The organism is Caulifigura coniformis (assembly GCF_007745175.1).
Lineage (GTDB): Bacteria > Planctomycetota > Planctomycetia > Planctomycetales > Planctomycetaceae > Caulifigura > Caulifigura coniformis.
On sequence record NZ_CP036271.1, the window covers coordinates 5,237,770 to 5,260,471 of the forward strand.

The window sequence follows — 22,702 nt, forward strand, 5'->3', positions numbered from 1 at the left end:
GATCCGGCATGGCCCTGGCGATTGTGATCGTCCTGATTGGGATCTTTGCGGCGCTGTGCCAGACACTGACCATGCTGGTCGCGATCCAGTTCCGGCTCGCGTTCCAGCAGACGGATCAGGCGCAGGCACGCCGGCTCGCGGAGGCCGGGCTGCTCCGGGGACAGGCCCGCCTTGAACGAGAACCGGACTGGACGGGGGAGACGTGGACCCCTGCGCTCCCCGGCGGGGGGAACGGGGCTGTCGAACTGGTGGTCACGCAGTCGGGCGATCAATCGATCCTGCGTGCCATGGCCAGGTTCACCACGACGGCCGGACGAATCCATCAATCGCATCAAACGCTGGACGTCGGGATGGCGTCTGCAAAGGGAAGGAACGAAGGCGCCCAGCCATGAAGACGACTTTGCAACCACTGCCACGCTGGTCTCGCCCTGCTCACGCCAGAGGACGTCGGGGGTTCACACTCATCGAAGTCCTGGTGGTGGTCGCGATCATTGCGATCCTGATTTCGCTGCTGCTGCCGGCCGTGCAGCAGGCGCGGGAGTCGGCCCGGCGGATGCAATGTCGTTCGAACCTGACGGGGCTGATTCTCGCGCTGCAGAACTATCATGGCGCCCATGGGACGCTCCCGCCGGGAACGGTGGATTTCTCCGGGCCGATTGTTTCGGGGCCGATGGTATTGGGGCAGACGCAGGGCTATCGCATAAGCTGGCTGGCTCAGGTGCTGCCGTACCTGGAAGAAGGAAATACGTACCGCGCGATCAACTTCGACGTTCCGGCGCATGATCCCCTGAACCAGAACGTCGCCGCGCATCGCATGCCTGTCCTGCAATGCCCGAGCAACCCGCGGAGCGCACTCACCTGTTACGCCGGGGTTCACCACGACGTCGAGGCGCCGATCGACGTCGACAATCACGGGGTGCTGTTCCTCAACAGCCGGATCCGCCTTCCCGACGATGTTCCCGATGGCTCCAGCTACACGCTTTTCGTCGGTGAAACCGAAGGGATGCTCTCCTGGCTGACCGGCGACAACAACACCCTGAGGAACACCGGCTCGACGCCGGGATTTGCCTCGATGGTTCCGGTCGTTCAGCCGACGGCGACTCCTTTCGAGGGAATGGACGAACCGGGGGCCGAGACGCCGGCCGTTCCTCCGCCGAATCTGGTGGGCGGTTTTAACAGCTACCACACCGGGGGGGCGAATTTTGCGCTGGGGGATGGTTCCGTCCGGACGATTTCCGAAAGCATCGACGCGGACCTGTTCCGCAAGCTCGGTCACCGTTCCGACGGTGCGTTGACGGGAGCATTCTGATCGATGCGAGCTGGCGCCCTGGCGGTCCTCTGCGCGGTCGCGATGGCGTGTCTCGCCTGTCCGGAGACCGTCTGCGCACAGACAGACCCGGGTGAATTGGCGATCAACGTCGGAGAGACGCTCTGGGGTTTCGATGGCAAGGCGGTGGCGGACACGTTCACGCCGCTGTCGATCCTTGTTCAGAACACGGGGCCGAAGAGCGCGAGCGGGACGTTCCGCCTGCAGCGCGGCCTTCCGCTCGACGTGAACCGTGAACCGCCGATTGAGATTCCGTTCGAGGTCCCGCCGTTCGAGGAACGCTGGATCCAGGCGGCGCCCTACATCGTGGATGACTACATCCCGTGGCAGCTCAGCTGGGGGCGGCGGGAGAATCAGAAGCTGGAGTTGCCGCAGGCCCGACTGGGAGAGGCGGCGGCCATCCTGCTGGTGAATCCGAACGACCGGGCTCGTTCGAGTGGCGCCGTCCGCCGATTCCGTTCGAACCTGTTTCCCGCCACCATCACGGTGACGGATGGCCTGCAGACGGTGTTCCTGAACTCTGTCCCGGACATTCAGGGGGCACGGCTCCAGACGTTCCTGGAATGGCTGAATCGTGGCGGGCGCGTGATCCTCCTGCAGGGCGACGATCACCAGTTTCCGCGATTTCCGTCGACACTCGCCGCACTCAACAACCCCGAAGAAACATTCGCCGTCGGCAGCGGACAGGTGCGGCGGATGGCGGTCGAGGTCGGCGACATTGATGAAGCACAGCTGCACCGCGTGACCCGCCCCGAGCGGCCCGAGTCGCTCAAGGACGCGACGGCCGCTTTTCGCGATCCGATGCGCACCTACAACGGCCGGTATCCGTGGTCGCGGGATCGGGCGATTCTGGAAAGGCTGGAGTCGGTTTCCCGGTTCCATCGCCGGTGGTGGCTGATTTATCCGCTGGCGCTGCTGTATCTGCTGGCGGTGTTCCCGGGAACCTTCGCCGTCGCGCACTCCCGGAAGGGGGTGAAGGGGTTCTACCTTGCCTACTTCGCGACGGCCGTGGTGTTCTCCTGGGCGTTCAAGACGCTGGGGGGAGTGGGCGGAGGAGACAAGAATCGCATTCGTTCGGCGACGATTGCCCAGCAGATCGCGCCGGGCGTGTTCGATTGCAGCCAGTGGAGCAGCCTCGCGGCGGTCAACGGCGGGTGGTTCACCATCGGCCATGAAGGGAGTGGGCGGCTGTATTCACCGTGCGAAGAGTTCGAGATGCCGCACGGTCAGATCACCTCCGGGACGGAGGCGCGGTATGAGGTCGATATTCCCGTCGCGAGCACGCGGTCTGCCGTCTCGAGGTTTCGGACGACGGCTCCGGCCGTGGGCGCGCAGCTTCGTTCACTGGCGTTTGCCGACCGGAAGCTGAGTACGTGCGCGGTGGAGTTCGAAGGCTTGCCGGCCGAACCGATCTCGGCATTTGCCTGCCATCGGGAAGGGCTGTTCAAGCTTCAGAAGAATGGGGACGTGTGGATGTCGGGACGCCAGCTGTCGATGGCGACGGCCGTGTTCATCAGCAACCTGGACCAGCTTCCGAATTACTCCTGGAACGCGCGCGGCAAGCAGCCGGCCGAGACGTTGCCGACGACGGAGTTTTTTCATTCGCTGGAACGGCCGCTCGTGGGGAACGCGTTCAGGATCCGGGGCCATGTCGAACCGTGGTCGGCGACGATGCCCGCAGGACGGCTTCGCGTGATGGCGCTGGTGGAGAATGAGGGCGCATTCGCGCCGGTCGCTCCCGGATTCGAGGACGTGCAGGGATGCGTGCTGTACGTGATCGATCTGCCGGTCTCTGAGAACTGAAGGGGCGCCGGCGCGATGTTTCACGGAACCGTCACCCTGCTGTCCCGTTCGCTGCGGCTGGATGCACTGCAGAAACGGGCGCATGCGTTCCGCTTCGTGTCGATCGGCGTGGTGTTCCTCCTGCTGCTGGCGACGCATATTTACACCGGAGGACGCGGGTCGCCCGGCCTGCGGTTCTTCTCGCTGATTTGTCATCTCTGCCTGGGGCTGATCACGGTCGCCGCGGCGGGGCATTTTTCGACAGCAATCACCGAAGAGAAGGAAGCGGGCACGCTCAACCTGATCCTGCTGGCGAACGTTCCGTCGCTGGCCATACTCGTCGGCAAATCGACGACCCGGATCGTGTCGGTGCTGCTCGTGTTTGCGGGGATCTTCCCATTCGCGCTGCTGGCTTTGGCGCTCGGCGGAGCGACGGCCCATCAGGTGTGGTCCGGACTGCTGGCGCTTGCGGCTTACCTGGTGCTCGTCGCAAATATCGGGCTGCTGGCCTCGGTGCTGAAACGGACGGGGGCCGGAGCGTCGGTGATCACGACGGCGGCGATGGTGATGCTGCTCGGGGCCCCGTACCTGCTCTCGAAGCTGGCGTTGACGCTGGTGTACGTCGGCTGGGCGACGGCGGGCAGCCCGTTCATTTCCTTTCTCACCGACGCGCAGTCGCGACTCGACGAATTCTCCATCGTCACCCGCATCGATCGCATCCAGGCGACGGGCTTCAATGAATCGGCCTGGAGCGGCCAGGTGATCCTGAGCCTGGCGATCGGCTCGTTGCTGTTCTGCGTGTCGTGCCTGTTGTTTCGCCGGTTCTGCGAGTATCTCGACGACGACGCGCCGGAACGGGCCGGAGTGATGAAAGTGAAAGGTGGGATGCATCGATCGTGGTGGCGGAGGCTGTTCACGCCCCGGCCCTGGAGAAACGCGATCGCGTGGAAGGATTTCCATTTCCTTGTCGGCGGGCTGCCCGGCCTGCTCGTGCGTTTCGCGATGATTCCGCTGATTGCCGTCGGGCTGTTCGCGGTCGACAAGCTGCTTGCGGCGGGGATGAACCTCAAGGCTCCCGACGCGCTGCGTCTGGCGCTGTTGCTGGCCGCGGGGCTGGAAGCGATCGCCCTGTCGGCCCGCATCTTCAATGTGGAGTACCGCCGGCAGACGCTGTGCACGCTCGCGCTGCTTCCCCGATCGACGATCTCGGTGTGCTACTCGAAAGTGGCCGGCTGCAGCCTCGTCCTGATTCCGTTCGTGTTCTGGTTCATCCTCGTCGGCGCCATGTATTCGATTGAGCTGCAGGGACTGGCGGACATCTACCTCATCGATTCCCGCGCCATCGTCCTGGCGTGCCTGGCGATCCTCCTGGTGCACCTGACGGCCTGCCTCTCGCTGCATGTGAAGTGGGGCGCTTTGCCGCTGTCGATCATGGTGTTGATGGTGCTGTCGAGTTGCCTGTCGCCATTTGTGGCGATGGTCGCCGCGACGACTCGCGTGGCGACTGGCCGCGATTCGGTCGGGGCCGTGCCGGTGCTGTACCTGACCTTCCTGATCTGCGGGGTGCTGCAGATTGCGATCGGGCTTCGATTCCGCCGGGCCGCGGCGGAATAGGGGCGACTGCGGGGTGGCAAGCTGTTCCGGTTCGGGAAAGGGTGACGCCGGGGCAAGCTTCCCGCGACGCGACGCTTTCACGGGCGGACCGGGAACAGGGAGCGTGAAACGTGCTGGAAATTTTCTGTTTCCCGAGCCGTGTCCTGTGGCGCGGGTAAGTTTCTGTCGGGTCCACATGGGTCAGGGTGAAGCCGGATCAACAGGCTCCTGACGCTGCGTAGATGCCAGGCAGCAACGCCTCCCCGGTTCCTGATGAGTCGCCCTTTTGCGGGCCGCGGCCATCACCGGGTCGGCACAGAACGCTCGTTCTGGCTGCGGCATCGCGCGTCGTCAATTGGCCTGGGGTTCCGAGGCAGAGGGTTTCCGGCGGGTCCAGTCGCGTTGTCCTGAGAGTGAGTGGAATATGAAGCGATTTGCAAAGCGTCGAATCGGGATGATGCTGGTCTGTCTCGCCGGTGGTTCAGCGGCTGTCACTGGAGCGGAACAACCGATCGTGCAGGCGGGCTGCAACTGCCAGCAGGGTGGAGGCGGGGGCATGGCGATGCCGATGCCTGTGGAAACGCCCCACCTGCGTCCGACACCCGGCTATTCAAACTGGACGCCGGGTCCGATGCCGCCGACGATCTCCGGTCCTGTGGTCAGTCTGCCTCCGGGCACGCTCGGGCAGACGTACGTTCGTCCGTCTGCACCGGTCCCTGCGGTGAAGCATCCGCGGGCCGGAATGATCGATGTGCGTGCGACGGGGGCGACCTCGGTTTCCGTGCAGTGGACGCACCCCTATCGCCTGGAAGACGAGCTCGAGGGCTTCGTCGACGCGAAGGATAAGGACGTGTTCCACTTCGAGGAGAAGCAGATGCTCCCCGGTGTCCCCTACATCGTGCGAATTGAAGCGCGGTACGGCACCGAGGACAATCCCCGCTACGAGGAACGCTACGCGCGGCTCATCATGGGGCGGATCGTGAGCGTCGACTTCGACGAGAAACAGTGAACCGAGCCTTCCGTCCCCTCCCGGGGACGGAACATTGACCCGCGGAGCATCAGGCGGTGGCGATCCCGTCCTGATGTGCCGCGGGTTTTTCGTTGACGCCGCGGAGCCGAACGCGGGCGGTCAAACCTTCTTGACCGCTTCACGGACGGCCGCGAGGCAGAGCTCCACGTCCGCCAGGGGATTCTTTTCGCTCTCCTCGTATTCGAGAGCGACGCAGTTCTGGTAGTTCAGCTTCTTGAGCGCCTGCAGAACTCCGACGATGTCGAGTTCCCCTTCGCCGAGGACAGTGAAGAGCTTGTTCTCTTTCGCCAGCATTCCCTGGCGGTTCTTCGTGAGGGTCGGCGCGATTTTTTCCTGCTCCTCCGGCGATTTGACGGTGCGCACGTCCTTCAGATGCACGCCGTGGACCCTGGGGCCGAACTTCTGGATCACCTCGACGGGATTCTCATTGCTGCGGAGGTAATGGCCCGTGTCGACGCAGGCGCCGATCTTCTCGTGCCGGTTGGTGAGCCACTTCAGGACGTCGTCGGCCTTGTCGTAGCGGTGGCCCGGGCCGTGGTTGTGAATGGCGATGGCGACGTCGTATTCCGCGACCAGCTTGTCGAGCAGATCAAACGTCTGGCGATCGGGATCGGGATCGGCCGACAACGAGACGATGCCCATGGCCTTCGCGAAGTCGAAGATCTCGCGGGCCTTGGTCTCGTCATTGGAAAACCGGACGACTCCGTAGGAGAGGAGGGTGACGTCGGAGCCGGCGAGGAGCTTTTTCGACTCGTTCACGGACGCCGGGAGCGTGCTCAGCGGGACATGCTTGGGAAACGACTCCCAGTATTTGATTCCCAGCATCTTCGTATGCGCAAGTGCGGTCGGCGCGTCGAACGCCCGAAGCGTGTAGCTCTGCAGTCCGACTTTGAATCCGCCGTACGGGTCGGGCGCGGCGAAGGCTGGCCGACCGGAGAGGAGCAATCCCCCGGCGGCAGCGGCGGCGGAGGCGAGAAAACCACGTCGGGAGGTCGCAGCGTTGAGAGGCATGGGCAATCCTGGGCGCAACGGGAAGCAGTGGTGGTTCCGCGCAGTATAGCCGCCGCGCCGTTCACCCGCCCACGACGAGCCGGCGGGGAGGGCAAGGGGCCCTCCTTCGCCGCGCGACGGACTGAGAAAGCACTCCCGGAGGGATTCGAACCCCCGACCGACGGTTTAGAAAACCGTTGCTCTATCCTCCTGAGCTACGGGAGCAAGTTGTTTGTAGGTAGGAGCTTACCGCCAGTTGTTGGTTCGTAATCCTAACTGGCTTTACGCCTTTTTACGCCCTTCGTAAACTCGGTGGGAGTAATGACATAAAGGAACCCGCCAGTTTGCAGCTGACGGGTTCTAGGACACACCCCTGAGTAGAGAGGTGCGACCAATGGGCGTCGATTCTAACGCTTCCCGTAATGACGGTAAACGTGCGGCAAGGGTGGCAAAGGGCGTAGATACGCCCAGCCCGAAATTTCCTCTTCGAGTGCACAAGGGGACGGGCTATTGGTGCAAGAAGATCAATGGCAGGGTGTACTATTTCGGAAAGGTCTCGGACGATCCGACAGGTGCCCTCGCTCTGGAGGATTACAAACGTACCGTGTCTGGCCGCGAGAACGCGGACTCTCCGGGGCTAACGGTCAACGGGCTGGCGGGCAGATTTCTGGACCAGATGGAGGATTTGGTCCTGTCAGGGGAGCGAAGCCCCCGATCCTACGCGGCGTTGAAAGCCACTGCTAAACGAGTGGTCAAAGTCTTCGGCCGCGAACGGCTTGTGAGCGACCTGCTCCCAGACGACTTCCGCCTGTTGCGAAAGCGACTTTCGCGTGGCCGCAATGGACGTCCATATTCCGCACAGAAGATGAAGTCGGAAATCACCCGTGCCCGTCAGATGTTTAATTTCGCTGCCGCCGAGGGGGAAGCTGTCCGCTTCGGCACCGCTTTTCGGCAGCCTTCGGCGAAGGACGTTCGTCGCGAGCGTGAGGCGCACCGGCTGAAGCACGGGCACCGGATGTTTGAGGCGACAGAAATTCGGCGACTATTGGCGGTGTTGGGTGGGGAACGCGATCCAGCTTGCCCCGATGACAATGAGGAAGAGGTACGGAAGCCGAATCTTGCATTGAGGGCGATGGTCCTGCTGGGAGTGAACTGCGGATTCGGCAATACCGACATCGCCTGTCTTCCGCTCGCCGCGCTCGACTTAAACACAGGATGGGTCGAGCATGCTCGCACGAAGAATTCGACGCCGAGACGTTGCCCTCTTTGGCCCGAAACGATCGTCGCCCTACAGGACTATCTCGGCGTCCGTCCGAAGCCAAGACACGCCGCTGACGCCGAACTGGTGTTTCTAACCGCGAAGCAGCGGACGAAATGGGTGAAGGTGTATGCCAATGGCACGATTACGGATGGGGTGTCACAAGAGTTTAAGAAGGTGCTTGCCTCCCGCGGGTTAGCTCGGGCGAAGGTCGGCTTCTACGCCCTGCGGAGAGTTGTCGAGACAATCGGAGGGGACTCGTTGGACCAGGTAGCGGTAGATGCGATCTTGGGGCATGCGACTCCCGGAATGGGATCGGTCTATCGACAGCGGATCGCGGATGACCGCTTGCTCCGGGTGACCACGACGGTTCGCGAATGGCTCTTTCCCGAAAAAACTTTCGGCAAAAAGAGCGACCCGAGCGACCCGCGACCCGGAGACCCAATAAACGTGGAAGATAATGGCTCCGGCGCGGGGCGCAGTTCGGAAGTGGGGGCGACCCGTGTGCGACCCGCGCCCGGCGGGAGGCGGGAACGGGTCGCTACGGGGCGCAGTCGCGGGTCGCTACCGACCGAGGAAAATCCCCAGAAAACCTTGGAACGGGTCGACGGGTCGCAGGGGTCGCAGTTTTCCGAAAACCTTTCTCGGTGGGAGGCAACGACCGCCGGGTTCGGACCGGATGGGGGTGACCGATGAGCGCCGCCAGCTATGCCAGTGCCCATGAGTTCCTCCTAAAACATCGGGAATTGGTCTACTGCATCGCGTTGGTCTATCTCCGGCCCAACACCGCCGACGCCTCTGAAACTGACCTCCGGGAACGACTGCTACCAGCAAAGGACCTGTTGGATGTTAACGCCTCTTTGCTTGTCGCTCTGATTAAAGGCGAACGTGCCAGGTGGTTCCTCAGCAACGGAGATGACTGTGAGTTCCGCGATGCGTCCGAAATCCTCGAATCGTGGGCGAGCGATATGGCGAGTGCTGCGCGAGCGATTCGACAAGATGACCTTTTGACTGCTTACGGCTTCGTACTGAAGATGTGGTGGTCCGGGAAAAAGGCAGAGGCCGTGATTACGCCTCGCATCGACGAACTTGCCGGATTCTCTGAAGGCGTACTGCACTGGCATTTGCCAGCAGTCGAAGCCTCTCCGGCTACCGCCCCTGCCGCCCCCGAGTCGAATGACAAGCACACTCTTGAGTGCGACGTTGACGGTAAAGCCGTGACGTTTGACGGTGAGCGTATCCCGATGACAAGTGCGATGGCAGTTCGGTTCTTGAGAGTGTTGTTGAAGAACGAGGGCAAGTGGATTACCGCGAAGAAGCTGAACGGCTTTGACCGCGAAATTGACGAGGACTGCAAACCTCGCGAGTTCTTTCGGCGGAAATACATTCCGCAGCAAATCGCCGTATGCATTGACAGAAACGGCCGCCCCGGCGGCGGCTATCTACTCGACTTGCATCGACGCGAGGGGCGCGAAAAGGGCGCGAAAAGGGCGGAGACGAAGGGCGCGAAGTGAGCGTAGCTTCGGGGCATGGACACGCCATCCCCTTCCGCCGATCCTTTCGCCACTCTCCGAAACCTGACGCTGGAACAGGTTGAGGAACGGCTCGCGGCGCTCGATGCCGAACGGGCTTCTCTGTCATTGCTTCGCCGCTCTCTAGTTGCGCGTCGCAAGCACGAGCGACGGCATGCCGCCGGTCCGGGCAAGGAGGGGGCTCGTGCCTGAACAGTTTCTCTCGGTTCGCGAGGTCTCTGAGCGGCTTGCCGTTCGCCCGGCCGTTGTCCTAACGCACGTCGCCTCGGGAGAGCTTTTGGCTGCAAACGTGTCGACCTCCGCGACCCGTCCGCACTGGCGCATCTCCGAACACGACCTAGCCCGCTTTATCGAACAACGAACATACAAAGCCGTGCCACCACGTCGGCGGCGACGAGCCAAACCAGCAAACGTCAACAAACACTTCTGAGGTCAGAATGCCTTTGCCCCTTGTGAAGGGCGTCCGCAAGGACGTTCCGCCGGACACGTCGTCTTTCGAGTCGAGACTGGCGCTGCTCGCCCCGACAGACCTCGCGACGCTGCGTGAATCCGGTCTAACAGATGCCACGATCGTGGAACACCAATTTCGCACCGTGACCCCTTATGGCGGCGCGCTGGAGATTCCCTACTTTGACAGGTTCGGGAATCGCATCGACTATTCGCGTTGGCGACCACATGTCCCGAAGCCCAACGCTGAGGGAAACATTGCGAAGTACGTTGCCAAACGCGGATCGCAAACCCGCGTTTTCGTACCCAAGCCGTCCTCGCGATCGATGGCGGCCCCTTTCGTGTCGCTATTCGTCACCGAAGGCGAGAAAAAGGCCTGCGCTCTGGCCCAGGATGGGGCACACGTCGTTGTGTCGATACCTGGCGTTTGGAACGGCTGTAAGAAGGGCAAAGAAGAACTGATTGACGACTTGCGTGAACTCGTCTCGCCGGGCCTCCCTATCTACATCGTCTTTGACTTCGACCCCAAGCCGGAGACGCGGGCAAAGGTCGATGCGGCGAAACGCCGACTTGCTCGTGCATTCGTAGCGGCTGGCGCTGGCGCAGTGCTCTCGGTTAACCTCCCGCCTGCCAGCGATGGCGGCAAACAGGGCGTCGACGATTTCCTCGTGGACCACGGTCCCGAGGCATTTGAGCGACTGGTCGCAGACGCTACGCCAGTCGACACGTCGGAGCCCGAGCCCGATGGCAAGTCTTCGCGACGCGCCGGAAACGACTTTGTGAGGCGACTTGGTCTGGGCCCGCTCGTTGAACTTTGGCTGGACGAGAATAACGACGCATTCGCAACCGTGATGTTGGACGGTCGTCTTGAGCATTGGCAGATCGACAAACGGAACCGGCCATTTCGTAACTGGTTGAGCCTCGCGTTCTATGACATGTACGGCGAAGTGCTGACCGCCTCGCAACTGTCGGACTACGCATCGTTGCTTTGCGGTCTCGCGATGCAACGCCGCAAGGTCTATCCCGTACACCTTCGAACCGCGGCCCACGATGGCGTGCTGTACCTCGACCTTTGCAACGCCAACCGTGAAGTCGTCGCTGTCACCTCCGAAGGCTATTCGGTTCTCTCGGCCTGTCCTGTGAAGTTTCGACGAACGCGGGCGATGTTGGAACTTCCGAGGCCGGTGCCGACCGCCAGGTCAGTGCGAGAATTGCTGCGACCATTTCTGAACATTCGCCCCGAACAGGAACCGCTGTTGATTGCGTTTGTGACGGCCGCCATGAGGCCTGTTGGTCCCTATCCGATCCCGAAGCTACAGGGAGAGCAGGGCGTAGGAAAGACAACTCTCGCGAGAATGTTGCGAGCCTTGATCGATCCGAATGCCGCCCCGCTGAGAGTCCGCCCGCAGAGCGAACGGGACTTGATGATTATGTCCCATAACGCATGGATGCTGGGATTCGACAATCTGTCGGCGATGCTGGATTGGATGTCGGACGCCCTCTGTGTGCTGTCGACCGGCGGGGCTTTTTCGAGTCGTGAACTGTACTCGAACAATGAAGAAGTGATCTTCAAGCGGCAGTGCCCGGTATTGGTAACTTCGATCGGCGAAGTGGGAACCAACTCCGACCTCTTGGATCGCTGCTTGATCTTTGAGTTGCAGCCGATTCCGGAGGAGGAGCGTCAGACTGACAAAAAGTTCTGGGCGAACTTTGAAGCGGTGCGCGCAGAGATTTTCGGAGCGATCTTGGACGTGATTGTCGCTGGGATGCGCCGACTCCCCGAGATTGAACAGCGGCAGAGTCGCGACCTGTCTCGCATGGCAGACTTCTGCCAGTGGGGCGCGGCGATTGAGGAGGCGATTGGGCTTGATCCCGGCGACTTCGCCGCTGCGTATCGCGACAACCGCGAACTGGCAACAGCGACGGCCCTTGAAGGGAGTCCAATTGTCGCGCCTCTGCTGCGGATGCTGCGTGTTACGCCGCTGATCGAGCTTTCCGCCTCTGACCTCCTCGATGAGTTGAACAGCTCTGATTCTTCGTGCCGGATGATTCCGGGCTGGCCCAAAAAGCCGCAGTTGCTAAGTGGCATTCTGAATCGGATCGCCCCCAATCTCCGGCAGATCGGTGTCACGGCAACTCCCTGCACGATCGGCTCAGGAAATGCCAAGCGCAAAGTCTGGCGCATCGAATCTTCCCTGCCGGCAGAGCCCAAGATTGTCCCCATCCCTGCCGCGGCTGGCCCCAAGAGTGCGTTTGCGGCTCGGATGGAGGCCAAAGCGGGTCGTCTTCCCAACGCGGGCTAGTCCCTTCTACGGAGATCCCAATGCCTGTTTTGCCGCCTCGACAGCCGCCAACTCCTCCCCAGGTGAAGCCGGGTACCGATTGGACCCCGGTCCGTGTATTTGACACGACGCTACATCCCGAGATCCCAGACCGTTGCGACGATTGCGGCCGCAGCCTCCGATACGCCCACCGAATTCTCCGCGGCGTGCGAATTCGCCACGTAGGACGAGACTGCGCCGCACACCTGTGTTCCGATAGGAAGTACGATCCGAAGGCAGCGGAACGGCAAGCCCGCAATCGAGCGAGCAGATTGCGGACCTCCTTGCGCTCTGGGTGGAGGAAAAACAGCAACGGCAATCCGACTCGCACCATGCCAGAAGGATGGATCTCGCTTTTCGAGAAGGCAGGAATCTGGAAGGCCCGTGTGATGTTAAAAGGACAGGCCAACGCGGTGTTTCCGAGCGGCGGATACCGTGAAATCGCAGACGCCAAGAAGGCCGCGATAGGGGCCTACGAACAATTGGTGTCGCATGATCCCCACGGCTGAGCTACTGCGCCGTGTTCGCGGAATCGTCTTCCATCAGAGACAGCGTTTGACCGGCGCGGAGCGCCTTCTAGCTAACCACGGATTCGAGCTATTCGACATTGAGGCGGCGAAGCTGGAACTTGCCCTCTGGCGGAGCATCGAGAAGTCGCTGACGAAGCTGGTCCATCGCGACGGCTCCAATTCGGCGCGGTTTGGCTGAACCGGCCCTCTCCCTGCTACCGTTCTGGGATTGTACCTAGTCCCGGAACGATCACCGATGAACCGAGTGCCGTTGAAACAGATCGTCTTGCCGCTTGCCGCGAGTGCGGGACTGTGCTTGGCCATCGCGTACTTCTGGCCGGTGGATGGGCTGTGGCTGAACCTCGGGACTGAACTTATCGGGATTCTGGTGACGGTTTGGTATGTCGATTGGATTCTTGATCGGCACGATGAGAGCCGGTGGCGATCAACGGATCTCCTCGTCAATGAGCAGTTGAAGGTCGCACTTACCGATGTCGTGCTGGCTGTCCGACAAGGTTTGCAGGATCTGAATATCCTAGAGGACCCAGAACTCCGGGAAGACACGAATGTGCTCACGACTCTTGTCGACCAGGCAGCCGGTTACGATGTAGATCGCGTTCGAAAGCAGATTGATCGTGTGGGCAGCAAAGGAATGGAAGCACTCGGCGAGTCCGTCGACCGTGCACTTGAATCGCTCGCCCGTTTCTTCGACAGGTATAGCCATCGATTGAATCCGGAAACAAGCACGCTCGTCATTCGACTGGAGCGGGCACTGAATGAATCTAAATTGCCGATTTCCGTTGTTAGAGAAGTTGACTTGTCCGAGGTTGAGCTGGACTCGCCGATCCGCTTTTCGCTTGAGCAAGGTGATGATTTGTGGAGAGGCGGTCTTGCGATTGCTTTGGCAGACAGCTTCTCGCTCTGTACCGAGTTGAATCGACATCGGAGTCGGGCAGCTGCGTGAAGTGGCTTGCTCGGCCTTCTCCCCGCATCTCCTGATTTCCCGACTGAGTACCCAATAACCTTGTGTATGTAGGTGAGACTGGGTTCTTCCCCGCGCGTAAAGTATCAATCGGCGGTTGGCAGATTGTAAATAAACACAGTAAAATTGTGTTTTTTGGCAACAACATGTGTTTCGCTCCGTAGCGTTTGAATTGTAATTCGTGGTTTACGACTTTGGCTGGCCGCGGATAGGATTACGGAACATGCGTTCAGTATTCGATTCGAGGACCAGTCATGAAGCACGTCGCGATCTACTGCCGTGTATCGACCAACCAACAGGACACCAAGTCGCAGGAGCCGGACTTGAAGCGTTGGGCCGACTCGCAGGACCAGCCGGTGAAATGGTACTCCGACAAGGCCAGCGGACTGACGATGGAGCGGCCGGGCTGGCAGCAGATTGAGGCTGCGGTTCGCAAAGGCCAAGTTGCGGCTGTTGTAGTTTGGCGTGTTGATCGCCTGGGCCGGACGGCGAAGGGGCTGACAGCATTGTTCGCTGAACTGCGCGAGCGCCGGGTGAATCTGATCTCTCTGAAAGATGGCTTGGACCTCGCCACGCCCGCAGGACGGTTGATGGCCAATGTCCTCGCATCGGTCGCCCAGTTTGAGACTGAGACCCGAGCGGAGCGCGTGTTGGCGGGGCAGGCGATTGCGCGTAGGAAGGGGAAGCGATGGGGGGGCAGCAAGCCGGGAGTTCGCAAGCAGCTGACTGAAGTGCAGGTGCGGACGATCCGCCGCATGAAGGCAGAAGGCGAGACGATTACAGACATCGCGAGGGCTGTAAAAATCTCCCGGCCCACGATTTATGCGGTACTCCGCAATCCGGCCTAGGTCTCCTCTCTGCGCGTAAAATGTGCCTCTGTTCTCCGCCGCCCGTTGAGGCGGCTTTTTTGTGTGCTTCGACCCCGGAATACAACGGGGATAGGTGGGTGATAGGGCTATTAAGTTCAAACAGTTGACCCGTAACGTCGTTCGAATGACCCGGAAACGAGACATCGACGACCACCTGCCGAACCTGAAGCACAAGGACCAGACTGTGCCAGCGAAGTTCAAGCCGGGCTTCTTGTCTGCTCTGGATGGCCGGACCGATCTGGCGAAGGCGTTGAGGGCCAACTATGAGGAACTGGTCGCTGACCTTGGCGGTCCCGATGAATTAGGCCGCGTGAAGCGAGCACTCGTAGAACGTTTCGTGTGGCTGGAAGCCATCCTCCAGACCATTGAGCACGAACTTGTCTCTGGAGAAATCGATCGCAACGAAGCGCTCGGCCGGTGGGTGCAGGCCGTCAACAGCCTGAGCGGTCTCGCCAAATGCCTCGGTATTGAAAAGAAGCTCGGCAATGCACCGTGGTTGCAGCCGGCGAAGGCCACCGCGGAGGCCAAGGCATGATCTCCGCCAAGACCTTCGAGAGATACGCCATTGATCCCTCAGCATTCCGTGATGACCTGCTGATCGATGTGTCCGGCTCCGTCCGTCGCCTCGGTAACTCGATGGACGATTGGCAAGGGGCAGACTTCGCGGCGCTCGATGCCGGTCTGGCCCGCTGTAACGGTCGGTCAGATCGTCCAGCCCGGCTCCGTGCCTATCTGGAGCGGCCCCGTGGGCACAGCAAGACGACGGACCTGGCCGTCATGGTCTGCTGGGTGTTGGCATTCTCAACACGCCCGCTCCGTGGTTACGGATTTGCGGCCGACAAGGACCAAGCCCGGCTCCTGAAGGATGCGGTCAGCACCGTTCTCCGCCTGAATCCGTGGCTGGCGAAAATCCTGACCGTCGAGGCTGGCCGGGTCGTTGTCTCGGCCAAGTCGCATCCCGGGGCCGGAGGCTCCCTCAGCATCGAGGCCTCGGACGTGGGCTCCAGCTACGGCATCCTGCCGGACTTCGTCATCTGCGACGAATTGACCCATTGGGAAGGCGACGGCGCACTCTGGCACAGCATCATTTCCTCCGCAGCGAAGCGGGAGAACTGCCTGCTGGTCGTGATCGCCAATGCGGGATTCGTCGATTCGTGGTCATGGAGCGTCCGGGAAGCGGCCCGTACCGATGAGGCGTGGGTCTTTTCCCGGCTCGATGGACCGCGGGCCTCGTGGATGACGGAGAAAAGGCTGGAGGAGCAGCGCCGGATGCTCCCGGCCGTCGCCTTTCGCCGGCTCTGGCTCAACGAATGGAGCACCGGGGGCGGCGATGCCCTGACGCCGGAGGACATCGCGTCGGCATTCCAAAGCGATCTGCAGCCGATGACGGGTGTCGAAAAGGGGTGGACGTTTGTCGGCGGCATCGACCTTGGAGTGTCTCGCGATGCCTCAGCCGTCGTCGTTCTAGCCTCTGGGCAGCACGGCACGCCGCAACAGGGCCGTATCCGTCTTGCGCATGCCCATCTCTGGAAGCCGACTCCCGGCAAGCGTGTCGACCTGATGGAGGTTGAGCGATACGTGAGGGCCTTGGACAGGAAGTTTGCCCTCCGCCGAATTGGCTTTGACCCGTGGCAGGCGGAGCATCTGGCCCAACGACTGGAGGCAGACGCCGGGCATCGTCGGCGCCAGCAGCATCTCCCCGCGCGAGTCGAGCCGTGGATGAAGGAGATTCCTCCCAGCGGTGCGAACCTGCGGGACATGGCGTCCTTGGTTCTGGAGTCGTTTACCGACCGGCGATTCCAATTCTTCCCCTGCGCGCCGCTCCATGCAGACCTTCTGAAGCTCCGAGTCGAAGAACGCCCATATGGCTATCGATTGGTGTCCCCCAGAGACGGAGATGGCCACGGCGACACGTTTTCGGCGTTTGCCCTCGCGCTGTTGATCGCCCATCAGGAGGCAGGCAAACGCAAGGTTGTGATCGGCGCTCTGGATGGACAAGGCCGTCGGCAAGGGGATTCGCGGCTGGAGCAGGAGTTTCTACGGATCGAAGCGGAGAACGTCCTGCGGCGGCAGATTGCGGCGGACAGCGGCAGTCCTGACTACGCCGGCATGCACGAATGGCGGTTGTTGATGCGGTCAGTTGGCCGGACTTAACGGAGAGCAAAGAAATGGTACCTGTGAAATTGTGGGAACAGCTCACGGCCGACCACGGCGAGCACGTTCAAGTCGGATCGTGGTTTCTCTTTCAGGACGGGGCGCAACTCAACGTTCAGTCGTTGCAGTACGTGGAATCGCCGTTGCCGAGTCAGCCGGAGCATTACCCCACCATCAAGAAATACCTGCAGACGCGGCTGGACCTCGCCCAGCGAGAGTTCGACCTGACGAAACAGGACATGACATTCGTGGCGGCCCAATGTGCCGACCAGGGCTGGGACCTGCCGCACGACTTCGCCGAGGCTCAGGAGCAACTGGCGGCGTTGAAGGCCATCGTCGACGAGCGGCGGGCGGCATTCGATCGACACACCGCGCCGGAGCGCAGGGCCAACGCCCAGATGCAAGTCCATCAGGATGAGGAAGAAGTGCGGCGTTACCGCAAGCAAGAAGCCGCACGTGAGGCGCTGGAAGCCCTCCAACGGCTGTAACCAAAGGAGACTTCGATGTCACTGACCTTGGAAGAAGCGTTTGAAGCTGTTCGAGACGTCATCGGCGCTGTCGGCGGCGGGGGCCTCATCACCAATTCGGCAGTGCCGAACCCGACCTGCTGTAGCGACCCACGCCACCTGTGCCGGAGGTGTAAGCGAGCAAGCGGAGTGGGTTCGCCGGCACGTAACGCCGGTTCCGGAGGCGGCTTTCGCATCCTGAACCAGAATCCGTTCGATCCCAACGATATCGGGGACACCGTTCCACGGTGCGCGGCGGACATGTTCGAACTGGATGACACGGGCCGGCCCGATCTGGAGTACATCGCGAACAAGCGCCGGGTGGAGTCCGCGATCGAGTAACGGGAGCGCCCTTGGTGGGGCGTGCGACGTTGTCGCCGGCAGCGGGAATCTTGGCTCTCCGCCTCCCGCTGCCGTTCCTATTGACTACGTGTAATCTCTTGAGGGGGCCTCTGTTTCCTCCCGCGCCGTCGACCGTGAGATACAGCGAGGCTGGTCCGAATAAGATCGGATTCGCCGGGCCGAGCAGTCCCCCGAACGAAGCCTATCTCTCCGCTTCCCTCCTGCGCCAAAGCACGGCGGCGATGAGGGGACGGGCTGGATCGTAACGCTAATACGATCGGGAAGGTGGCAGGGTCAATTCGAAGCGAGAGCCTTCGGCAAACACTGCGCAACTGGCCGGGTAAAGATAGGGACCGCGAATGTTCGCGCTGCCGAAGTTGCAGTGGGCCGATAGCGTCCGGCCAAATGGCGGGCGAGCCAGGTCGGGAGGATCGAAATGAACGACAATCTTGCCGTTTACACTTCGCTGATCGAAGCAGCCAAAGAACAACGCCCAGGAGCAACAGACTCGCTGCGTTCGTTTTTGAAGAACGCGGCAGACAAGATGCCCCCGGGCGTACTGATTGACGTCTCAGAAATCATCCGTGACTCCAGACGGGACGAACGACGGAACGAATCGCGTCTGAACTAGTTTGGATCTTCGTTCAGGACAGTCGCGAGTTCACCCCGGAGGGATTGCGACAGCGAGGCCCCGCAGATTCCGCGACCGTCGTTCTCTTCCTGCTGCGCGATAACCCGTTGAACCAGCTTCCTGATTCGGGGGTTGGTCGTGATGATTTGCAGCGCCGCGTCTACCTTCTCTTCCAGCGTCGCCGTGCCGCACATCTGGCCATACGACTCATCGAACGACTGGTCGAACCAATTCGGCTGCATCATGCTGCACCTACCTGTCCCTGTAATGCCAAAAGCCGCTCCTATGTCCGGCAAGACGTTGGAACGGCCTTCAGCGTTGATTGAGGTGTAGGTGTCTTGCCGGACATTATCATTCTCCCGCAGTCCAGCCAGCGGTCAATTGGCGATTTTTTGAGAATCTGGAACGGCCCTGCATGCGCGAACAATTCTTCTCGCTTCCGACGGCGGGCCGGCAGCCGCGCCGGCATGGTTGGTCGGGTCGATGCCGGGTCGGTAGCGGGTCGATATGCCTACGTGCAAACGAGCCACAAAAAGCTGGGAACGGGTCGCGGGTCGCTCTTTTGTGGCAACTCTTTTAGGAAAGAGGAATCTCGCTCGGATTGCGCCGTGCTCCTGCTGCCGTAGAGACCTCTGTGTGCCGCTGCGGGAATAGAGCCACGTCGGCTCCCGACACACGTCCTACGTGCTTCTCGGTGGCGAGGGCAAGCGATAGGCCTGCAGGTCGAAGTGCTCCGAAGCTCCGGGAGTAATTACGCCCGCAAAAGCGCGCGAAGCGTCCCAAAACGACGTATTTTGCAGAGCCTTGAATTTGCCATTTGGCGTGGAGAATACCTAGTCGCCAGCAAATTTTACCGACGGCAAAATGAGGCCAAGTCCCTTTAGAAAACCGTTGCTCTATCCTCCTGAGCTACGGGAGCAAGTTGTTGAGCGGCATTCCATTCCGGCGTTGGCGTCCATCCGCGCGGGGGGCGGGAGACGCCGGGAGGGATCGAATACCGAGGCCAAGTCTATCGACCGCCCGGGGGCTGGCAAACCGCCGAAGCCCTCAGTTCCGTAGGACTTTCGCGACTTTGCAGCCGAACGCTCACCGGCGTCCGTTCCTTTCCGGACGCCTTGGTCGCACGGACGCGAAAAGTCGACATACTCGGCCCTTGATGGCACGCGCCACCACGGCGCCTGACGTCCGAGAGGCGGTTTGCGGGATTCGACTGGGGGGCACCGCAAGGAATGCCGTGAACTCGATGAGCCCGACGTTCAGGACCTCGACAGGCCTATGAGCATGACGACCGGGGGGAAGTCGATCAGCCGCGTCGAGCCAGGCGGGGCGGGGCGGAGTTCGGCGGCGTCCTCGACGCGGCCGACTCGATGGGCAATCGCGATCCTGGTGCTGCTGAGTGTCCTGGTCTATGGGCAGACGGTGACGTTCGGATTTGTCCAGCTGGATGACCAGGAGTACGTGACCGGCAACGTACATGTCCTGGGCGGGCTGTCGTGGAAGGGCATCCAATGGGCGTTCAGCCCGACGGCCTATGGGGCCAACTGGATTCCATTGGTGTGGCTGTCGCTGATGCTGGACGTGGAGGTCTGGGGGGACTTCGCTGGTGGATTCCATCTGACCAACGTGGCGCTCCACACGATCAACGCCGCATTGCTTTTCGTGCTGTTGAACAGGATGACCGGGAGTGCAGCTCGGAGCCTGCTCGTGGCGGCGCTGTTCTGCGTCCATCCCCTGCATGTCGAGTCGGTGGCGTGGGTCAGCGAACGCAAGGATGTGCTGAGCACGTTCTTCGGCCTGATCGCCTCGCTGTTTTACGTGCGGTTCACCAGAACCGGCTCCCTTCGTGCCTGCGCGGCGTCCCTGGTCGCGTTCCTGCCGAGCCTGCTCAGCAAGCAGATGCTCGTGACGCTCCCGGTGCTGATGCTCCTGCTGGACTGGTGGCCCCTTCAGAGGCTCGATCGTTCGGAAGGCCCCCTCGACCGGCCAGGTCGTGCGAAGCCGACATTTCGTCAGCTGGTGATCGAGAAACTGCCGTTTGTGGGGCTGTCCATTCTGTCTTCGGCCATCGCGATCTGGGCCCAGACGGCCGGGCAGGCGGTACAGGCGCTCGAGCGATATCCACTTGGCGATCGCATTGGGAACGCGGCTCTGAGCTGCTGGCGATACTTGGGGAAGCTGTTCTGGCCGTTCGATCTGGCGGTGTTCTATCCGCTCGTTCCGCCGGCGCGCTCAGAGGCTGTGGTTGCCCTGCTGGCTCTCGTCGGCGCGACATCGATTGCATGGAGGTGTCGACGCACTCTGCCGGCCTTTTGGACCGGGTGGGGCTGGTACCTGGTTTCGCTGCTGCCGGTCATCGGGATCATCCAGGTCGGCAATCAGGCGCTGGCGGACCGCTACACGTACGTCCCGATGATCGGGATCTCCGTGGCCTTGGTCTGGACCTTCTCCGGTGCGTTTTCTGCGGTGGGAGTTCCGCGACCGCTGCGATGGGCCACGGGACTGGTCATTGTCCTCGCGGCCGGCGTTCTCGGGTTCCGCCAGTGCCGTTTGTGGGAGAATTCGGAGCGTCTGCTGACCCACACGCTGGCGGTGACGGAGGCCAACTGGTTTGCGGAAACGGCTTTGGGGGGCGTCCAGATGGTTGATCCCGGACGGGTGGCGGAGGCGGAAAGCCGATTCCGGAAGGCACTTGCGCTGAATCCCGACTATCCGCTCGCGCACTACCACTTGGGGCTGCTCCTGAGCGATCGCGGATCGCTGGTGGAGGCGAATGAGGAGTTTCGGCGCACGATCGAGTTCTGGCCCCAGTCGTTGGACGCGCGGATGTTCCTGTGCATCAATCTGCAGCGGCTGGGCGCGGAGGAGGAGCTGCAGCGCGAGCTGGAACGGACGCAATCGGAGGTGGCCGAGATCCCGGTCGAAGTCCGGCGGGTGCTGCAGAAGCTGCGTTCGTCGCCGGTCGGCAATGAGTCCCGATGACTGCCGTGGGGATGCCACGACCCCCGGCAGACACGAGTGCGTGGTTGTGCCTGCAGGGCTCCGCAGAACCAGCATCGTTCGCGAGACGCTTTCCACTAATGACGGCAATTTTGTGTTTTCTCACGTGGCGTGACGACGCTCGTCCAGTTAATTTCTCGTGTTGATTAACCGCTACGGGCCGAGTATTGAGAGTGACTACTGCGCTTCTGGAATAACTTCTTTGCTCTTTTTTTGTTCAGGAGTTTGGAATGGCGCGTTCTCGGAGGGTGGGCTTTACGCTCATCGAATTGCTGGTGGTGATCGCGATTATCGCGATCCTGATCGCTCTGTTGCTTCCGGCTGTGCAACAGGCGCGTGAGGCCGCCCGGCGGACTCAATGCAAGAACAATCTGAAACAGTGCGGACTGGCGCTGCACAACTATCACGACACGCACGGGATCTTCCCGTTCTCGACGATGGGGCACGGCAGCGTGACTGCCGGATCAGCGATGCCGACGCGCGTTCACAACGCACGAGGATGGACGATGCTGCTGCCGATGTTCGAGCAGGGGCCGCTGTATAACCAGTACGACCACACCGCCGCAGCAGCGGAGCGGAACGTGGCTCCGGGCGCAGTCCTGGCGGGCAATCCAGACCTGGTTAATCGCAACGTGGTGTCGAAGTCGTTGACGATGCTACTCTGTCCCAGCGACAGCGGCGATCCGCTCTATCGCGGTGCAGACACCGCTGGCCAATACAAGATCTCTGCCGCGGCGACGACGGCGGGAATTTATGGCGCGAAGACATGCTATGACTTCAACGTTCAGAGAACGGCGACTGCTAGCGTGACTGCCTACGACGGGCTCGCACGAGAGACGCGGCGCATGTTCGGGGTGAACAACTCGGCCCGGCTTCGCGACATCAGCGACGGAACGAGTAACGCGGTAATGGTCGCCGAAACGACTTTGAATCTTCACAATGGCATCACGGCGATGTGGGGGTATGCGAACCATACCAGCAGTGGCATTGATTTTGCCTACGTGGACGGGATCAATTTCTGGCGCTGTTGTTCATGGGATACTCCGACTCCGTTCTCCAAGCCAAATCTGGGGCACGTGGCCCACTGGGGAACGCCTGGAAGCTTCCATGTGGGCGGTGCCCACGTCACTCTTGGCGACGGTGGAGTCCGCTTCATCAGTCAGAATGTCGATAGGACCACGCAGACGCGGTTGGCTTACATCGCTGACAATCAGCCCGTCGGAGAGTTCTGACGACCCAAGGGGCGAGGCATTTGAATGAGATTGAGTATTCGGATGCCGATATCACCCGGCATCCGAATACTCGTCGATACATCCTGAGTTGGGTTGTTCTGTTCAAGAATGTCGCGTTACAAACTCAGTGGCATTCTCGCGACATTTCGCGAGTGAATGTTGGCATTCAGCGGTTTCACTCAGGAATGGTTCCTGCATTC

20 protein-coding genes and 1 tRNA gene are annotated in these 22,702 nt (G+C 61.3%); 18 read left to right on the forward strand and 3 right to left on the reverse strand.

The features are described 5' to 3' along the window. The first annotated feature begins 8 nt into the window (after nucleotides 1–8). The 5 genes from Pan44_RS21020 (at nucleotide 9) to Pan44_RS21040 (ending at nucleotide 5,711) form a co-directional block, all read left to right on the forward strand. Complete coding sequence (locus Pan44_RS21020; RefSeq protein ID WP_145033462.1) at nucleotides 9–392, forward strand: hypothetical protein; 384 nt, start codon at nucleotides 9–11, stop codon at nucleotides 390–392. After that, nucleotides 389–1,309, forward strand: coding sequence for a DUF1559 domain-containing protein (locus Pan44_RS21025; protein WP_145033465.1), 921 nt, complete (start codon nucleotides 389–391; stop codon nucleotides 1,307–1,309). Before Pan44_RS21020 ends, Pan44_RS21025 begins: the two co-directional genes overlap by 4 nt. A gap of 3 nt (nucleotides 1,310–1,312) precedes the next feature. Then, nucleotides 1,313–3,130, forward strand: coding sequence for a hypothetical protein (locus Pan44_RS21030; protein WP_145033468.1), 1,818 nt, complete (start codon nucleotides 1,313–1,315; stop codon nucleotides 3,128–3,130). 15 nt (nucleotides 3,131–3,145) lie between these two features. Continuing rightward, the gene (locus Pan44_RS21035) at nucleotides 3,146–4,723 is read left to right on the forward strand and encodes a hypothetical protein (protein WP_145033471.1); all 1,578 of its coding nucleotides are present in this window, start codon (nucleotides 3,146–3,148) and stop codon (nucleotides 4,721–4,723) included. Nucleotides 4,724–5,126: 403 nt separating this feature from the next. Continuing rightward, nucleotides 5,127–5,711, forward strand: a complete 585-nt coding sequence (locus Pan44_RS21040) for a fibronectin type III domain-containing protein (RefSeq protein WP_145033474.1) — start codon at nucleotides 5,127–5,129, stop codon at nucleotides 5,709–5,711. 120 nt (nucleotides 5,712–5,831) lie between these two features. On the opposite strand, the gene Pan44_RS21045 is transcribed toward Pan44_RS21040, so the two are convergent. Then, complete coding sequence (locus Pan44_RS21045) at nucleotides 5,832–6,743, reverse strand: sugar phosphate isomerase/epimerase family protein (RefSeq protein ID WP_145033478.1); 912 nt, start codon at nucleotides 6,741–6,743, stop codon at nucleotides 5,832–5,834. 130 nt (nucleotides 6,744–6,873) lie between these two features. After that, nucleotides 6,874–6,947 (reverse strand) — tRNA-Arg (locus Pan44_RS21050). A 169-nt stretch (nucleotides 6,948–7,116) separates the two neighbouring features. Between Pan44_RS21050 and Pan44_RS21055 the strand changes: the two genes are divergently transcribed. The 11 genes from Pan44_RS21055 (at nucleotide 7,117) to Pan44_RS21100 (ending at nucleotide 17,642) form a co-directional block, all read left to right on the forward strand. Further along, nucleotides 7,117–8,676, forward strand: coding sequence for a tyrosine-type recombinase/integrase (locus Pan44_RS21055; RefSeq protein WP_145033482.1), 1,560 nt, complete (start codon nucleotides 7,117–7,119; stop codon nucleotides 8,674–8,676). Further along, nucleotides 8,673–9,494 (forward strand): hypothetical protein, encoded by an 822-nt coding sequence (locus Pan44_RS21060; protein WP_145033485.1) that lies wholly within the window; start codon nucleotides 8,673–8,675, stop codon nucleotides 9,492–9,494. Before Pan44_RS21055 ends, Pan44_RS21060 begins: the two co-directional genes overlap by 4 nt. 172 nt (nucleotides 9,495–9,666) lie before the next feature. Then, nucleotides 9,667–9,942: a helix-turn-helix domain-containing protein gene (locus Pan44_RS28380; protein ID WP_390620652.1), complete on the forward strand. Its 276-nt coding sequence runs from the start codon at nucleotides 9,667–9,669 to the stop codon at nucleotides 9,940–9,942. A 343-nt stretch (nucleotides 9,943–10,285) separates the two neighbouring features. Next, the gene (locus Pan44_RS21065) at nucleotides 10,286–12,262 is read left to right on the forward strand and encodes a DUF3854 domain-containing protein (RefSeq protein ID WP_231754122.1); all 1,977 of its coding nucleotides are present in this window, start codon (nucleotides 10,286–10,288) and stop codon (nucleotides 12,260–12,262) included. A gap of 510 nt (nucleotides 12,263–12,772) precedes the next feature. After that, entirely contained in the window at nucleotides 12,773–12,988 is a 216-nt protein-coding gene (locus Pan44_RS21070; protein ID WP_145033491.1) for a hypothetical protein, read from the forward strand. A gap of 57 nt (nucleotides 12,989–13,045) precedes the next feature. Beyond that, the gene (locus Pan44_RS21075) at nucleotides 13,046–13,753 is read left to right on the forward strand and encodes a hypothetical protein (protein ID WP_145033493.1); all 708 of its coding nucleotides are present in this window, start codon (nucleotides 13,046–13,048) and stop codon (nucleotides 13,751–13,753) included. Nucleotides 13,754–14,025: 272 nt separating this feature from the next. Continuing rightward, nucleotides 14,026–14,619, forward strand: a complete 594-nt coding sequence (locus Pan44_RS21080; RefSeq protein ID WP_145033496.1) for a recombinase family protein — start codon at nucleotides 14,026–14,028, stop codon at nucleotides 14,617–14,619. Between the two features lie 145 nt (nucleotides 14,620–14,764). After that, nucleotides 14,765–15,175, forward strand: coding sequence for a hypothetical protein (locus Pan44_RS21085; RefSeq protein ID WP_145033499.1), 411 nt, complete (start codon nucleotides 14,765–14,767; stop codon nucleotides 15,173–15,175). After that, a complete protein-coding gene (locus Pan44_RS21090; RefSeq protein WP_145033502.1) occupies nucleotides 15,172–16,794 on the forward strand; it encodes a terminase large subunit domain-containing protein in 1,623 nt (540 codons plus the stop codon). The genes Pan44_RS21085 and Pan44_RS21090 overlap by 4 nt, the downstream gene beginning before the upstream one ends. Before the next feature lie 14 nt (nucleotides 16,795–16,808). Continuing rightward, nucleotides 16,809–17,282, forward strand: coding sequence for a hypothetical protein (locus tag Pan44_RS21095; protein WP_145033505.1), 474 nt, complete (start codon nucleotides 16,809–16,811; stop codon nucleotides 17,280–17,282). 15 nt (nucleotides 17,283–17,297) lie between these two features. Then, nucleotides 17,298–17,642, forward strand: coding sequence for a hypothetical protein (locus Pan44_RS21100; protein ID WP_145033508.1), 345 nt, complete (start codon nucleotides 17,298–17,300; stop codon nucleotides 17,640–17,642). A 627-nt stretch (nucleotides 17,643–18,269) separates the two neighbouring features. Here the strand turns inward: Pan44_RS21100 and Pan44_RS21105 are convergent. Continuing rightward, a complete protein-coding gene (locus tag Pan44_RS21105; RefSeq protein WP_145033511.1) occupies nucleotides 18,270–18,518 on the reverse strand; it encodes a hypothetical protein in 249 nt (82 codons plus the stop codon). A gap of 952 nt (nucleotides 18,519–19,470) precedes the next feature. Between Pan44_RS21105 and Pan44_RS21110 the strand changes: the two genes are divergently transcribed. Then, nucleotides 19,471–21,252, forward strand: a complete 1,782-nt coding sequence (locus Pan44_RS21110; protein WP_145033514.1) for a tetratricopeptide repeat protein — start codon at nucleotides 19,471–19,473, stop codon at nucleotides 21,250–21,252. Between the two features lie 248 nt (nucleotides 21,253–21,500). Further along, nucleotides 21,501–22,502, forward strand: coding sequence for a DUF1559 domain-containing protein (locus Pan44_RS21115; protein ID WP_145033517.1), 1,002 nt, complete (start codon nucleotides 21,501–21,503; stop codon nucleotides 22,500–22,502). Nucleotides 22,503–22,702: the final 200 nt, after the last annotated feature.